The organism is Ruegeria sp. D6, from assembly GCF_056534365.1.
This window is the reverse complement of sequence record NZ_JBQFPH010000002.1, coordinates 538,930-554,810: the sequence shown is the minus strand read 5'-3', so window position 1 is coordinate 554,810 and position 15,881 is coordinate 538,930. Positions and strand designations below refer to the sequence as shown.

Sequence of the window (15,881 nt, the reverse complement as noted above, 5' to 3'; positions counted from 1 at the left end):
GGAAATCCGATACTTGCCTCCCCCTGTTGCAAAAAGCCCGACTTGTCCCCAGCAAAATATGCGCCGATTGCTTTACCCGCGCGCGCTTGCGTCGTATCACATCATGTATGAACGATACGATCGACGACCCCAATATGGAGACCCCTGACAATGGGGGCGAGGTAGCCGAGCCGCTGCGCCGCGCAATTGGCGAGCGCTACCTGACCTACGCGCTTTCCACCATCATGCACCGCGCTTTGCCAGATGCGCGCGATGGATTGAAGCCGGTTCACCGGCGAATCCTCTACGCGATGCGCGAGTTGCGACTCAGTGCGACGGGCGGTTTCCGTAAGTCAGCGAAAATCTCTGGCGACGTGATGGGTAACTATCACCCTCATGGCGACGCGGCGATTTACGACGCAATGGCGCGCTTGGCACAGGACTTCAACGTCCGATATCCACTGGTCGACGGGCAGGGGAATTTTGGCAATATCGACGGCGATAATCCGGCGGCCTCTCGATACACCGAGGCGCGGATGACCATCGTGGCCGAAGCCCTGTTGGAAGGGTTGAACGAAGACGCTGTCGATTTCCGCGACAACTATGACGGCACACTGACCGAACCGGTCGTGTTGCCCGCACAGTTCCCGAATCTACTGGCCAATGGCGCCAGCGGTATCGCGGTGGGCATGGCGACAAATATCCCGCCGCATAATATTTCCGAGCTGTGCGACGCTTGTCTGCATCTGATCAAGACGCCGGATGCGCGTGACGATACGCTATTGAATTATGTTCCCGGCCCGGATTTTCCGACCGGCGGCGTCATTGTCGAGCCGCCCGAAAATATCGCTCAGGCCTACCGCACCGGGCGTGGATCCTTCCGGCTGCGCTGTAAATACGAGGTTGAAGATCTAGGGCGTGGCCAGTGGCAGATCATCGTCACCGAGATTCCCTATCAGGTTCAGAAATCCAAGCTGATCGAAAAGATCGCGGAACTGATCCAGACCAAGAAGATCCCGATCCTCGCCGATGTCCGCGACGAATCCGCTGATGACATCCGCCTGATCCTTGAACCACGTTCCAAGAATGTGGACCCCGAGGTGCTTATGGGCATGCTCTATCGCAACTCGGACCTTGAGGTGCGCTTCAGCCTCAACATGAACGTGCTGATCGACGGGGTGACGCCCAAGGTCTGTTCGATGAAGGAAGTGCTGCGCGCGTTCCTTGACCACCGGCAAGAGGTGCTGATCAGGCGGTCGCGTCACCGCATGGCCAAGATCGACCACCGCCTTGAGGTATTGGAGGGCTTTATCGTCGCCTTCCTGAACCTCGACCGGGTGATCGATATCATCCGCTACGACGACGACCCCAAGGCCGCTCTGATGCGCGAAGATTGGGGCATAGATCACGTCCGCGCCACGGATGAGTCCGACTATATCTCGCCCAAACCGGGTGAGGGTGAGTTGTCCGAAGTTCAGGTCGACGCCATCCTCAACATGCGCCTGCGTAGCTTACGCCGCCTGGAAGAGATGGAACTGGTCCGCGAACGCGACGAGCTGATGCTGGAACGCGCCAATCTCGAAGACCTGCTGGCCGACCCCGCCCTGCAATGGGCCAAGATCGCCGAGCAACTCAAAGAGACCAAGAAGACCTTCGGCAAAGACTATGAAGGCGGCGCGCGCCGGACACAATTTGCCGAGGCAGGTCAGGTCGAGGAAGTGCCGCTTGAGGCGATGATCGACAAGGAACCGATCACGGTGGTCTGCTCTCAGATGGGTTGGATCAGGGCAATGACCGGCCATATCGATCTGAAGCGCGAGTTGAAGTTCAAAGATGGTGACGGCCCACGTTTCATTTTCCACGCGGAAACTACGGACCGCCTGCTGGTCTTTGCGTCAAATGGCCGATTCTATACAGTCAGCGCCGCTAACCTGCCCGGCGGGCGTGGCATGGGCGAACCGCTACGTCTGATGGTCGACCTGCCGAACGAGGCGCAGATTATCGACATCCTGATCCACAAACCGGGGCGCAAGCTGCTTGTGGCCTCGGATGCGGGCAACGGCTTTATGGTGCCGGAAGATGACGTTCTGGCGCAGACCCGGAATGGCAAACAGGTGCTGAACGTCAAAGGAGACGAGACGGCGATGATCTGTAAGCCGGTTGAGGGCGATCATGTTGCTGTTGTCTCGCAGAACGGGAAATTCCTAGTGTTCCCGACAGAGGAACTGCCCGAGATGACCCGTGGTAAGGGTGTCCGCTTGCAGAAGTACAACATGGCGCGTGGGCGGCAGGGCACACTGGAATTGGATGGTGGGTTATCCGATATCACCACCTTCAACTGGGAAGAGGGCCTGAAATGGTCCATGGGCGGCGACAAAACCCGGCACGAGGCGGATATGTCCCAATGGTTGGCCAAGCGTGCGGGTGTTGGGAAAAAAGCACCTTATGGCTTTCCGAGGGATTACAAGTTCTCGTGATATGCTGTCCGCTTGGTGAAAATCTGCCGATACGGCTTGGCACAACCCGTATCGGTGCGCTACATCCAAAGAAAACAGGCCTATCGAGACGAGAGACATGCTGCGCATTCTGACACTGATCACCGGGTTGGCCCTGATGGGCGCATGCACCCAAACGCAGGTTTATGAAGACCCCGAGTCGCTGGGTGAATTCAAGCTACGCGTGAATTATGCCTTTGCGGAAAAGGCCGTTCAGGGACCGGTTTCGCGGGATGCTACGCCGGATGAATGGACCAAAGCGATCCAGAATGCAGTGGACATCAGGCTTGGCCGGTATGAAGGTTCGCAGGAATACGATATTGGCATCAGTCTCGAGGGCTACATGTTGGCACCTCCGGGTATTCCTGTGATTTACAACCCCAAAAGCACCGCTATCGTTCTGGTAAACGTCTATGACGTCGAAAAGAAAGAGTTCCTTGCTAAAGGCAAGCAGTTTCAGGTGCTCGAAGATACCACCGGTGAAAGCGCCCTTACTGGATCAGGAAATGCGCGCACCCGAGAAGAACAGATGAACGGTCTGGCCTTGAAGGTTGCCGACCGGGTTGAGGAATGGCTGGCCGAAGAGCACAAGGATGATGGCTGGTTTGACAAGCGCCCCAGCTTGATCCAGCCGCTTGAAACCGAAGCTGTCACACAAAATCCGGCGTGATGGATGCATTTCCCTCAGGATGTGCTTGATTTTCCCCCCTGAACCAAATATCTCGCGCGCGCAGATGTAACCACGGGACCAAGGGTCCCCCAAATTGCAAAAAGGGCGCCTGAGGAATGGCAAAGGAAAAGTTTGAGCGTAATAAGCCGCACGTCAACATCGGCACGATTGGCCACGTTGACCACGGCAAGACCACGCTGACCGCAGCAATCACCAAGTATTTCGGTGACTTCAAAGCGTATGACCAGATTGACGGCGCGCCTGAAGAAAAAGCACGTGGCATCACCATCTCGACCGCCCACGTGGAGTACGAGACCGACAACCGCCACTATGCGCATGTCGACTGCCCCGGCCACGCCGACTACGTCAAGAACATGATCACCGGTGCCGCTCAGATGGACGGCGCGATCTTGGTTGTGAACGCAGCTGACGGCCCGATGCCGCAGACCCGCGAGCACATCCTGCTGGGCCGCCAGGTTGGCATCCCGAAGATGGTCGTGTTCATGAACAAAGTTGACCAGGTCGACGACGAAGAGCTGCTGGAACTGGTTGAGATGGAAGTTCGCGAACTGCTGTCCAGCTACGAATACCCCGGCGACGATATTCCGATCATCGCAGGTTCGGCTCTGGCGGCGATGGAAGGCAACAACCCGGAAATCGGCGAAGAGAAGATCAAGGAACTGATGGCGGCTGTTGATGACTACATCGACACCCCTGAGCGTGAAGTCGACAAGCCGTTCCTGATGCCGGTTGAAGACGTGTTCTCGATCTCGGGTCGTGGTACGGTTGTTACGGGGCGTGTTGAGCGTGGCGTGATCAATGTTGGCGACGAGATCGAAATCGTCGGCATCCGTGACACTCAGAAAACCACCTGTACCGGTGTTGAAATGTTCCGCAAGCTGCTGGATCGCGGTGAAGCGGGCGACAACATCGGCGCCCTGCTGCGCGGTATCGACCGTGACGGTGTTGAGCGTGGCCAGGTTCTGTGTAAGCCGGGTTCGGTTACACCGCACACCAAGTTCGAAGCCGAAGCCTACATCCTGACCAAGGAAGAAGGCGGTCGTCACACCCCGTTCTTTGCGAACTACCGTCCGCAGTTCTACTTCCGTACAACTGACGTGACCGGCACCGTGACCCTGGCGGCTGGCACCGAGATGGTTATGCCCGGCGACAACGTCGGCTTCACCGTCGAGCTGATCGCCCCGATCGCGATGGAAGATGGCCTGCGTTTCGCCATCCGCGAAGGCGGCCGCACCGTCGGCGCCGGCGTCGTCTCGAAAATCATCGAGTAATCACGGTAGTCGGGCTTTGGCCCGACAAATCGGTGAACTAAAGAAGGCCGCTCCAACTGGGGCGGCCTTTTCTCATCCAATCTTCTCGGCGCATTGAGATTATTCGTCGAATAATCTCGGGCAAGCTGAGTTCATTGAACAAAACAGCTGTCGATCTCGCATTTTTAATCTACCGTCCACTCCAAACGAAGACTGAACTCCCAGCTCTCTATTGCAACAGCAAGGGTGACGCGCAAATCAAGCGCGTCCCGGCGATCAGGGGAGACTAAGATGTTTGGTTTTGAATTTCTGAACTATGGAACGCAAATCCTTCACAGCAAGGATTTGGATGATATGAGAGCCGCTGTTCTCGGTGACGACGAACAGGAAGTTGAGTGCAAAATCAGCGACTTTTGCCGAGAGCGCAAGCGATTTGATATCAAGCTTGCTGAAATGTCGGACAGCATGGCGAGAGGAGCGACCTCGGTCAAAACCAGCGCAGACGCGGCCTAACGGCGCAATAGTCGTTTCACGCCGGGTTCTGGGTTCACATGCTCTTTGCCCATGGCTCACGCCCGACCATCCGGTCGGCCTCGGCGGTGATGTCGTTCATATGCTGCTCAAGGCTCAGACGAAGGGCCTCAATCTGCTCTTCGCTGGCCTTGCGTGGAACTGGATCGGTCCATTCGCGGCACAGAAATACGCCGTCGTTGCGCCAGGGGCGAGGCATCAGCAGACGATCCCAAGTTCCGGCTTCGCGCCCGTGCCGCGCGGAATAGGTGATGCCGAAAACTCGTTTACCTGATGTGCGAGCCCAGACCAGCGGTACGGTCGAGGATACCCGCTCGGGTCCACGAGGGCCGTCGGCGGCAATGCCAATCGAGATACCCTGTTTCATCTTTCCCAGCACTTCGCGCGACAAGGCGACGTGGCGCTTGCGGCTGGACATTGCAATTGTATCCATCCCGAACAGCTTCTGCACTCGCCCCACCATGCTGCCCGCGCGCGCTGCCGAAGTGATCGAGCAGATGCGGCCTTTGTCCAGTGGGAAGAAATATGGCGATTGTGCCAGTCTCTGGTGCCACAGCACCACGATGACCGGTTCGCCCTGTTCGGCCAGTTGATCCAGTTCTTCGTAACCGATGCGCTGCCAGCGTGTGTTGCGATGCACCAATCGGATATAGCTTGCGATCCGTCGCGCGACCCAGTTCAGCACGGCTTCGCTGTCTGCGATTTTCTTGCGGATGCTCAAGGCTGCGGTCCTCCTGCTGGCCGAGCCTTGTCTTAAAGAACTGCGCGCCGGGCGCAACTTTTTTGTCAGCGGTAAAGTGTTCGGAAAACTCAAAAAGCCTCTTGAGTCCGCTGCGCCTCTGTCATATCTGATGGCCCAGCCTAGGGGTATAGCTCAGTTGGTAGAGCGACGGTCTCCAAAACCGTAGGTCGCGGGTTCGAACCCTGCTGCCCCTGCCATTTCCCACCAGACAAGCGAAATTCCTGCAACAGAGGCGTGGGCTTGGTGCTTACGTGTGGCGCAATTCACTTGACGTGTGCGGGAATAAAGAAAAAGCTTGATCAAGGCTGAAGGAAAAGCCATCAGGACTGTCCAGCTAATGTGCTAAAGTCGTTCGGCTTTTGTGTCACAATATGCAAGCCTGACCGGGTAGGGGAACCCGGAGACGATCGGGGACAACGGGGATAATGACAGAGATCGACGCATTCCTTGAAGAACACGGGCTGTCGAAATATGCGCCGGTATTCGCGTCGAACGAAGTTACATTGGCCGATCTCGCACATCTCTCCGAACATGATTTGATCGACCTTGGGCTGCCACTTGGACCAAGGCGCCGATTGATGGCCGCATTGGGGCAGGCGCGGGATGCCAATCCGACCCCGGTGCAAGGCAGCGGGAAGATTGTCGCCGAGCGGAGGCAACTGACAGTTATGTTTGTTGATCTGGTTGGCTCGACTGCCATGTCCGAGCGGCTTGATCCCGAAGACTTGGGGGAGCTGCTTCGGCGGTTCAAGGAAATTTGCTCGACCTCGGTTGCTCGCTTTGGTGGACATATCGCCGATTTCATGGGTGACGGGGCGATGATTTATTTCGGGTATCCTCACGCGGTGGAAGATGCGGCCTCGCGCGCCGTTCATGCGGGTCTGGATATTCTTGAAGGATTGAATCGCATGGAAGGCCAGGAGCGTCTGACTGCGCGGATCGGTGTTTCGACCGGTCTTGTCGTTGTGGGCGAGATCCATGGCGAAGGGTTGAAGGAACATGACGTGGTCATGGGGCGTACACCCAATCTGGCAGCACGTTTGCAGAGTTTGGCCGAGCCCAATACACTGATCATCAGCCCATCCACTCGCAGATTGGTGGGCAATGCATTTGAACTGCAGGATCGCGGCTCTTTCGCACTGAAAGGGTTTTCGGAACCGATACAAGCCTGGAGCGTCACAGGGCAGGCGCGGATCGAGCGCAGATTTGACATAATGCCTGATGCCGGTTCTGGTCGGCTCATTGGGCGCCAGGCAGAGTTCCGCAAGCTGACCGACAAATGGAATGAGGCAAGTCAGGGCGCTGGACAATCGGTTCTTGTCACTGGCGAGGCAGGGATCGGCAAATCACGCCTGATTGAGGGGCTTAGCCAAGAAGTGCTGGATCAAGGCGCGCTTCGCCTGAACTTCCAGTGTTCGCCCTTTCATGCCAACTCGGCACTTTATCCGATCATTCAGCATCTGGAACGCGCCGCAGGATTTGCGCCGACAGACAACGATGAGGATAAACTGGGAAAACTCTCGTACCTCTTGCGCCATCACCCGCCTGAGCATGTGCGCCTGATCGCTGATTTGTTGAGCGTTGATGCTGATGCTACGCTGGGGCCTCTCGACCTGCCGCCGCAAGTGAAGCTTGAGAAGACGTTGGAGGCAGTGACAGAACAGCTTGCAACGTTAGCGCGAGAACGACCGGTGTTGCTGTTGTTCGAAGATGCGCATTGGGTTGATCCGACCACCTTGTCTCTTACAGATCGGGTGATCGAACATATTCGGGACTTACCGGTGCTGATCGTCGTAACAGCACGTACCGGTTTCGATCCGGGTTGGGGTCACCACAACAATACCCTGAGTATACCTCTCAAGCGTTTGACCAATCGGGATGTGGCTGAGATCGTAGCTGAGGTGGCGGGGGGGCACCCTGTACCACCCGAGGTTTGCGACCTTATTGCGGCCAAGACGGATGGCATTCCGCTTTATGTCCAGGAAGTGACCCGCGGTCTTTTGGAATCGGGGCAATTGCGCTTGAGTGACAAGGGGTATGTCGTGCGCGGCCCCCTGCCATCGCTTTCAGTTCCCAGCACGTTGCAGGATTCGCTGATGGAGCGTCTAGACCGTTTGGGCAAGGCCAAAGAAGTGGCGCAAACCGGCGCCGTGTTCGGGCGGCAGTTCTCGATCGCGTTGCTGGCCTCTGTTTCGTTTCTGTCTCCGACGGTTCTGCAGGCCGGACTGGAACAGCTCTCATCGGCCGGGATCATTCTTCAAGCCCCGGATGCGGCAGAGGATGAGTTCATCTTCCGCCACGCATTGATTCGCGACATGGCTTATGACAGCCTGCTGCGCACGGAACGGCAGTCGCTGCATGACCGCGCGGCGGGTGCGTTGCTAGAGAACCAGCCGCAACTGGCCCAGACTCAGCCCGAGGTTCTGGCACAGCACTACACGTTGGCCCAACGCGCGGATGAGGCCGTGATGCACTGGCAAAGCGCGGGGCGTCGAGCGATCGAACGCTCGGCCCAGGCCGAGGCGTTGACCCATCTGTCGAAAGCTCTGGATCAGCTTGCCGATCTGCCAAAGAGCCGTGCACGGGATTTGCAAGAGATCGACATCCAGATCCTGCGTGCCGGTGTCCTGCGCTCAACAAGCGGTATTTCGGGGGATGCGACGGGTGAGGCCTATGGGCGTCTGCGCGAACTATGTCACCGAGCTGACGAGACCGAGCGGCTGTTTCCTGTGCTCAACGGGCTATATGCATTCCATCTTGTGCGTGCCGAATATCGATTGGCGAAAGGCGTGGCTGCGCAGATCCTCGATCTGGCGGCGACAAGCGGCAAGACCGAACACCGCATGGTCGGTCATCGCGCCATGGGGGCGGTGCAATTGCATCTGGGCAACCTGTCAGATGCAAAGCGCCATCTTGAGCAAGCTTGGGCGCTTTATGATTTTGATCAGCACAGCCAGCTAGCCTATGTCTATGGAACGGATCATGCCGCGATTACATCAGCATTTCTGGGCACATGTTATTGCCTGATGGGTCGGCATCAAGATGCCCTGCAGGTGCAGAATACAGCGCTGGAATGGTCCAAGAACCTCAAGCACGCGCATAGTGTGGCGCAGATCTTGGTTTACATGTGCAAGGTTCACCTGCTGGCGCGCGACATCCCTGCATTGCAAAGGGATGTTAAGGCGCTGTCCGAAGTCGCCGAGGAGCATTCGCTACCCTTTATGGCGACAATTGCGCGGCTATGGGAAAGCTGGGCAAAGGCGACCACGACCTCTGAAGTCGAACATATCGAGGACCTGCGTCAGGCGTCGGAAGACTGGTGGTCGGTTGGGGCCGGAAATTACAAGACTTTCTTCCCTTCGCTGATTGCCGAGATTCAGACAAACGCCGGCCATCACGACGCGGCGCATCAGACTCTGACGCACGCCAGAAATGCTCTGAGTAAAACCGAAGAGAAATGGGCCGAGGCCGATCAGCTTCGTATTGAGGCTGCCCTTGTAGCCAAGACAGGGGGCGATCCCGTACCGCTGCTGTTACGCGCTATCGAAACAGCGCAAAGGCAAGGCGCGCGGCTTTACGAGCTTCGTGCGGCGGTCGCGTTGGCGGAGTGGCGGCAACACCGAGGCGAACCGGTTGGTGAGGCGTTGAATTCGGTCATGTCGCATTTCCATCAAGATGCCCAACTGCCGGACCTCAAAGACGCACGAGCGTTGATGGAAACGATTACTTGACCCGAAGGCCAACTTGCTGCCAGCTTGGGCGCGGGCAGAGTTGGGATGATACCTGAATTTCGACTTTTAAGCGCTGGGTCACCAGTCCGGCGCCCCGCTCTTGTGGTATGAGGAGACCTAATGCGTAAGATCAGCAAAACCCTTCTGGCCAAGGATGTCTTGGCGCAAAGCCGTACCGATCTGGCGCTGCAGCAGTACCATTCGATCACGCCCGATGAGTTACGTGAATTTGAGAAGAAACTGATCGGAACGGTCACTCTGCCGACCGACGCGGATTACAACAATGACCGGCAGGTTTGGAATCCGGCTTTCCAGGACTACCCAGAGATCATCGTCTATTGCGAGACCATTCAGGATGTACGCGCCAGCCTTGCTTTCGCGCGCGAGCATGAACTGTGGGTTGTTGCGCGGTCAGGGCGTCACAGCACGGCGGGGTATTCGGTCAATAACCAGATGGTGCTGGATACCAGCCGAATGCGTTACGTGACCGTCGATCCAAAGGTGCCGATGGCCTATGTCGGTCCGGGCACACCGTTCAAGATGCTGAATTCGGAGTTGAACTCCTATCACCTGCATGTGCCGGGCGGGGCCTGTCAGGATGTCTGCGTTGCGGGTTTCATGATGGGCGGCGGCTATGGCTTTACCTCACGCCGGCTTGGGATGGCTTGCGACAGCGTTCTGGGTGTCACGGTCATGCTGTGGGACGGCAGTATCGTGATCGCGGACAAAGAAACGAACTCCGACCTCTTCTGGGCCATACGAGGCGGGACCGGCAATAACTTTGGCGTGTTGCTGGAAATCCGCTACCAGCTGCACCAGCTGTATAAAGTCTGGGGTTGCCACATCACATGGCCGTTGGACAAAGCCGCCAAGGCACTGGAGTACCTGCAGGCCAACTACATGCGCACCTGCGAAGATGACCGTTTCGGGGCCTATATCTTTCTGGCCTATCAGGGAGATCGAAAGGTGCTGCTGGTGTCGGCGCTCTATGATGGCACGTCCGAAGAGGGGAACGCGTTTGTTCAGCCCCTGCTGAGCGATGAAATCGGCGGCGAGATGGGTGAGGACGACCAGAACTATGGCACCTATCAAGAAATCAACTCATGGCTGTATGACGACAAATATGACATCCCCGTCGTCCCCGATCAGGCGCGTGAAGATAAGCAGGCCGGATATATTGAACGCCAGCTCAACGAAGCCGAATGGCAGCGCGTCGTAGACTACCTCGACAGCACGCCCAACGCTTATGGCGCTGTGGCCATCGAACCCTATGGGGGGGCGATCAATCGGATGCCGTTGGGCAAACAAGGCAATGCCTTCATTCACCGTGATGTGTCGCTGAACTTCTACGTCGATGTGTTCTGGGTGTCGGAAGAAGAAAAAGAGATCGTGGTGCCGTGGCTCGACGGATTCATGAAACTGATGACCGAAGAAGGCTATTTCATTGATCGCGTCTATCAGAACTATCCACGGCGGACCCAGAAGAACTATCGCTGGCAATACTGGGGCGAGTATTTCAACTCTTTGCTGTTCGTGAAGCAGAAATTCGACCCGCATAATTTCTTCCATTATCAGCAGAGCATTTCACCGGTGCCGGATGACGCTCCGCCAGACATCATCCGAGATACGTCCAAGTCGATTTTCGACGACCCAACGATCACATACGAGAGCTATTCGAACCCCTGAAAGCAGGGGCTGCCAAGGCCAAACGGGGGAGGGCCCAGTATGGACACGATCCGAGAGATTTTCTTTCTGCCACCCATGGCGGTTGCTCGCCTGGGACCGGGCGAGACACCGCTGGAAAGCTATGAGTGGCAGCAGGACATGGATGCCCATGGCAACAACAAAACGGTCATCCGTTCGAACATAACCCTGCGCGAGATCGAAGATGGCAGTGTCACCGCCTATCTTCCCGATCCCGACACGATCCGCTTTCGCGACGAAGGCGGCGCGTTGCGCCCGGTTGCCCCGTTCTTTGAGCTGTGGGCGCGGATGCATGATGCCGAGACGGGCGAGGAATATGAGACACCGGTGACGCTCGATCTGCTCGACGATCAGGGCCTGTCGCTGCAAAACGTGCGCTATTCGGTCACCGTCGGGAACACCAAGGCCGAGCGCCGGACTGGCGACGCGGCTTGCGGGTTTCGTGCACGGGTCGAGATTGCGGGTCAGGATTTCACCCCGAAACCCCTGCTGGCCTTCAGCCCGTATACGTCCGAACAACAGCCGATGGTCTATGAGCATAACCCGATCCCGCTAGGTTCGATCCGTGTGATGCATCCTGTGCAGGGTCATGATGAACCAGTCGAAGGGGAGTTCATCGACCGCAGTATCCTGCGCCTGCGCTTTATGCCTCCGAAAGGCGAGGTTTATGGCCCGCCTGATGCTGCATACGGTCCGGCGACGCTGGCCGTACCGGGCTATCAGAACGACCCGCCGAAATCGGAATATGGTCGCATCCACGAAATCGTGCCCGAACAGAACCGCATCCTGAACCCCGACACCCCTTGGTCGAAATGGATCATGATGTCCGGCACCTCGGACGACCCTGAGCCGCACGATAGTTACGACGGTGCCCGTGTGGGCAATGACCAATCCTGGGGAGTGGCCGATGACACCAGCGATGGCGTGATCGAGGCGACGCTGGCTGTGCGTGGCGAACGCCTAACCGCACGCGCCACGATCATGACCGGACCACCCGATTTTGCACCTGATGCGCGTCCGTTCTATAGCCTTGAGGATGATCTGGCCGATCGTGATCTGTCGCTAATCTCGGTAACCGAAGAAAACTACACCCAGGCCAAAGACGAGGTGGTCGATATCTTCCGCCGCGCCTTCGAGACCAACAGCCTGATCAACCTCGACGATATCCGCGCGCAAGGTTTGAAGGACAATGCCAAATTACAGGCGAAAACCGGGATTTCCCCGACGCCGGGCCTGCCGTCAACCGATGCGAAATCCATGACGGAGGAGGATGCAAGGCCGCCGGACAAGATCGACGAACTGATCCGCCCGCAACCGATCTCGGTCTTTTCGAACTCCGTGCCCAATGATCGGCTGCCCTATACAGTTGCGACGAAGTTCGTGCATGAGCAACTGATCGACGAGGCCAACCTGCTTGATTTCCTGCGCCGTCGCCCGGATTTCGTTAAAACGCTGCTGCGTCCACCATATGGTATCTTGACCGAGCTTGAAACCGACCCGAACCCTGATCAAAACCCGAACCCGGATTTTCGCGATCCTCGGATTATCCGCGACTCGATGCACGACGCGCGGATGCCGCCTTATATGCGCGATTCCAACTATTACCCGCTGTCGCTGTCGCGCAGGCAGTACCATCTGGTGATCTCGTTCATCGACTATCTGGTTGCACAGGAAACGGAGGCTCAGAATGTCTGATCAGCCCGGCCAAATCCGCGTTAAACCCCGCAACCTGACCGCCCGCGCGGCCTATAAGGTACCGGGCAACCCCGACAACACGCGACTGGACGGATCCGTGGGGAATTGCTTTCCCGGTCTGGAAATGGATGTGCGCAACCTGGACCGCCGCTTTTTCCCCGGTCTGGTGTTCAACGCCGCGCGGGTGCCGCTGAACCCCGTGCCCGAGGCACCGAAGAATTCGCAGGGCTTCCATCTGGTCTTTGTCGATTATTTCTACGACCCGATGCTGCCCGACAACAGCCCCGAAGAATGGGTGCAGACCTTGCTGGAGGCTTACAGTGGCGTCGTGGGCGCGAAGCTTAGCCAGGGGCGCTGGTTCCTGTCATGGGTCGAGCAGAGCGGTAAGCGCATCACTTTCAAGGAGGAAGACGGCACACCCTATGACGGGCTGATGATTTGGCGGTTCATCCGCAGTCTGGAACATGGTGATGACAAACCGGTCAGCATTGCGCTGGAACGGCGCAATCATGAAGGCATCGTGGATACCGAGCAGGTTGTCCTGCACGGTTTTCGCCGCCAGTACCGGACCGAGGCGGGTGTCTTCAGCGAAGCCTATGATCCCGGAGAATTGACGCAAAGCCTGTGCAATCCGTGGTCCCATGACTTCCGCGACTGCGGCTGCCACTACTGGCCTTCGAACCACCCCGACGTAGTGATGGCTGAGGTGGCGCATGACGATCAGTTACCCTCGGGTCAGTCAACGAACCCGATCGAGGCCGAGACCTATCTGGATTGGCTGCGCTCGGACAAGTCTCCGTCCGGTAACGTCGCGGCGCTGAATACGGTCGAACAAAACCGCCCCTACCAGATTGACCATTATCAGGTAAATCAGATGTGGAGCGAATTGCCTATCGTCGTTGAAGGCCGCGAAACGGGCGAGGTTTATGAAGTTGATCCCGAAATGCCAGGCGTGGAGCCCTATGACACGCCGCAGGCGATGATCGAGGACCTCAAGACGCGTCTGGCCGCGATGGAGATGACGCTGAGCGTGCAATATCTCTATGCCTATTTTTCGTTGGCGGATCCCGAAACGGCGGATACCCGAAAATGGCCGACGCTGAAAGACGATCTGATATTTGCCCGGCGTTCGGTGCTGGAGGTCGCGATTGGCGAGATGACCCATATGCGCTGGGCGAACCAACTGCTGTGGGAGCTTGAGCCCGAGGGGTATGAACCCATCTTGACCCCGTCCGAAACCTTGCCGGCGGGCAAGAGTAAGACGCAGCCGCGCGCACTGAGGCCACTAACGGCCGAAGCGCTTGCGGATTTCATCGAGATCGAGCGCCCCGGAGGCTTTATTGACCGCGCTTATGCACAATGTGTGGCGACTTTGGAGCAGGAGGATTTGTTCCCGGAACGCCGCCTTTATGCGCTGGCGGTACGGATCGACACCGACGGGGACGAGCACTTCCTGCGCTTCAGTCAAATGAAGGACGTTTTGGCCAAATACGATACGGGAGAAGGCACGCCTGCCTATTTGCGTCAGATTGAGGTTGGCACTGAAGAGGAGGCCAGGACGGCGCTGGAACTCTACGCTAAGGTCAAGGATGGGTTAGCCAACGCCTATGCGCTTGAAGCGGATGGCAAATTTGAAGACTCCCAGGCCTACATCAAGCAGGTGCGCGATGACATGAAGCTGTTCCGCGTCGAGGGCGAAGCGCTGGCCGCCAAGGGGATTGGCATCCCGTTCTGGACGGAGGGTAAGGCGTGATCCCACCCGCCGCGCAGGTGCATTTCTTTGACACAGGGCATGGAGATCACATGCTGGCCGTTGATGGATCGCGCGTGTTTGATGTGCCTGAGGGGACGGCGGACCAATTCGCAACGATGGACAAGAGAAGTCAAAGCGCTTTCCTCAGGTCCATGGGATTGGATGGAACACCTTTCATCGATGACACGCCGCCTCAGAGTATGCCCGTGAGGTCGCTGTCACTGGCAGTGGCGCAGAAATGCAATCTGGCTTGCACTTATTGCTATGCTGCAGGGGGAGAATTTGGTGGACCCGCGCGGAATATGGAATGGGAAGTCGCCAAGGCTTCGGTTGATCGGCTGGTGGCCGAAGCCGAACCCGGTGTGCGGATTAACCTTGCTTATTTGGGTGGAGAACCTCTGATCAACCGTGATCTGGTGCAACGCACTACGGAATATGCCGTCGATCAGGCGCATGCCAACGGGTTGAGCGTCGGGTTCTCGATCACAACCAACGGGACCCTGCTACGCCCCGAGGATGCGGCGTTTTTCGAAGCGCATGGATTTGCTGTCACCATCAGTCTGGATGGCGTGGGCGAGGTCCATGACAAGCTGCGCCCAAATCGTGGCGGTCGGGGTAGTTTTGATACGATCCTGAAACGGGTCGAACCTTTGCTGGCAGCTCAACACCGTATGCAGGTTGGTGCTCGGGTAACGGTTACGCCGAAGAATATGAACCTGCCAGAGACGCTGGATCGGTTTGTGGGAATGGGATTTCATTCGATTGGATTCTCGCCCATGCTGGCCTCGCCCAACGGTCAGCATGAACTGAACCGGAGTGATTTGGACGAGATGCTATCGCAGATGATCCGTTGCGGCGAAGTTTTCGAGGCGGCGGTAATCGAAGGGCGGCGCTACCCTTTCTCGAACATGGCAGCGGCGATGCAGGAGATCCACCGAGGCACCCACCGGCCCTATGCCTGCGGGGCAGGGGGCGGGTATTTTGGCGTGTCCGCTGATGGCGGCCTGTTCGCTTGCCATCGCTTTGTTGAAGACGAAGCCGGAGCCATGGGCGATGTATATGATGGCCCTGATCTTCGGCGAGAAAATTGGTTGACGAACCGTCACGTGCACACCCAGTCCCCGTGCGGCACTTGCTGGGCGCGGTATCTGTGCGGCGGCGGCTGTCATCACGAGGTCATCCATCGCGGACGCCCCGCTTGCGACTACATTCGAGGTTGGCTGCACTATTGCCTTCAAGCCTATGTCCGCTTGTCCGAAGCACGTCCGGATTATTTTGGCGTGTCCGCTCAGGTGGCCTCTGCCTGAACG

10 protein-coding genes and 1 tRNA gene are annotated in these 15,881 nt (G+C 57.5%); 10 read left to right on the top strand and 1 reads right to left on the bottom strand.

Annotation, left to right across the window (positions count from 1 at the left end; all coding sequences use genetic code 11):
* Nucleotides 1–107 precede the first annotated feature (107 nt).
* The 4 genes from parC (at nt 108) to ACR0A1_RS10145 (ending at nt 4,928) form a co-directional block, all read left to right on the top strand.
* The gene (gene parC, locus ACR0A1_RS10160) at nt 108–2,456 is read left to right on the top strand and encodes a DNA topoisomerase IV subunit A (protein WP_170609722.1); all 2,349 of its coding nucleotides are present in this window, start codon (nt 108–110) and stop codon (nt 2,454–2,456) included.
* Nucleotides 2,457–2,553: 97 nt separating this feature from the next.
* Nucleotides 2,554–3,144, top strand: a complete 591-nt coding sequence (locus ACR0A1_RS10155; RefSeq protein ID WP_170392584.1) for a hypothetical protein — start codon at nt 2,554–2,556, stop codon at nt 3,142–3,144.
* Between the two features lie 116 nt (nt 3,145–3,260).
* Entirely contained in the window at nt 3,261–4,436 is a 1,176-nt protein-coding gene (gene tuf, locus ACR0A1_RS10150; protein ID WP_010441214.1) for an elongation factor Tu, read from the top strand.
* Nucleotides 4,437–4,706: 270 nt separating this feature from the next.
* The gene (locus ACR0A1_RS10145) at nt 4,707–4,928 is read left to right on the top strand and encodes a hypothetical protein (RefSeq protein WP_170420395.1); all 222 of its coding nucleotides are present in this window, start codon (nt 4,707–4,709) and stop codon (nt 4,926–4,928) included.
* A 34-nt stretch (nt 4,929–4,962) separates the two neighbouring features.
* Here ACR0A1_RS10145 and ACR0A1_RS10140 read toward each other — a convergent pair whose 3' ends face one another.
* A complete protein-coding gene (locus ACR0A1_RS10140) occupies nt 4,963–5,667 on the bottom strand; it encodes a DUF374 domain-containing protein (protein ID WP_170402235.1) in 705 nt (234 codons plus the stop codon).
* A gap of 142 nt (nt 5,668–5,809) precedes the next feature.
* On the opposite strand from ACR0A1_RS10140, the gene ACR0A1_RS10135 reads away from it, so the two are divergent.
* From ACR0A1_RS10135 to ACR0A1_RS10110, 6 genes are all read left to right on the top strand, one after another.
* Nucleotides 5,810–5,885, top strand: a tRNA-Trp gene (locus ACR0A1_RS10135).
* Between the two features lie 228 nt (nt 5,886–6,113).
* On the top strand, nt 6,114–9,419 hold the full coding sequence (locus ACR0A1_RS10130) for an adenylate/guanylate cyclase domain-containing protein (protein ID WP_480763237.1): 3,306 nt from the start codon (nt 6,114–6,116) through the stop codon (nt 9,417–9,419).
* 120 nt (nt 9,420–9,539) lie between these two features.
* A complete protein-coding gene (locus ACR0A1_RS10125) occupies nt 9,540–11,105 on the top strand; it encodes an FAD-binding oxidoreductase (protein WP_480867339.1) in 1,566 nt (521 codons plus the stop codon).
* A gap of 39 nt (nt 11,106–11,144) precedes the next feature.
* Nucleotides 11,145–12,818, top strand: coding sequence for a hypothetical protein (locus tag ACR0A1_RS10120; protein WP_480867337.1), 1,674 nt, complete (start codon nt 11,145–11,147; stop codon nt 12,816–12,818).
* Entirely contained in the window at nt 12,811–14,571 is a 1,761-nt protein-coding gene (locus ACR0A1_RS10115) for a ferritin-like domain-containing protein (protein ID WP_480867335.1), read from the top strand. The genes ACR0A1_RS10120 and ACR0A1_RS10115 overlap by 8 nt, the downstream gene beginning before the upstream one ends.
* Nucleotides 14,568–15,878: a radical SAM/SPASM domain-containing protein gene (locus ACR0A1_RS10110; RefSeq protein WP_170402218.1), complete on the top strand. Its 1,311-nt coding sequence runs from the start codon at nt 14,568–14,570 to the stop codon at nt 15,876–15,878. The genes ACR0A1_RS10115 and ACR0A1_RS10110 overlap by 4 nt, the downstream gene beginning before the upstream one ends.
* Nucleotides 15,879–15,881 lie beyond the last annotated feature (3 nt).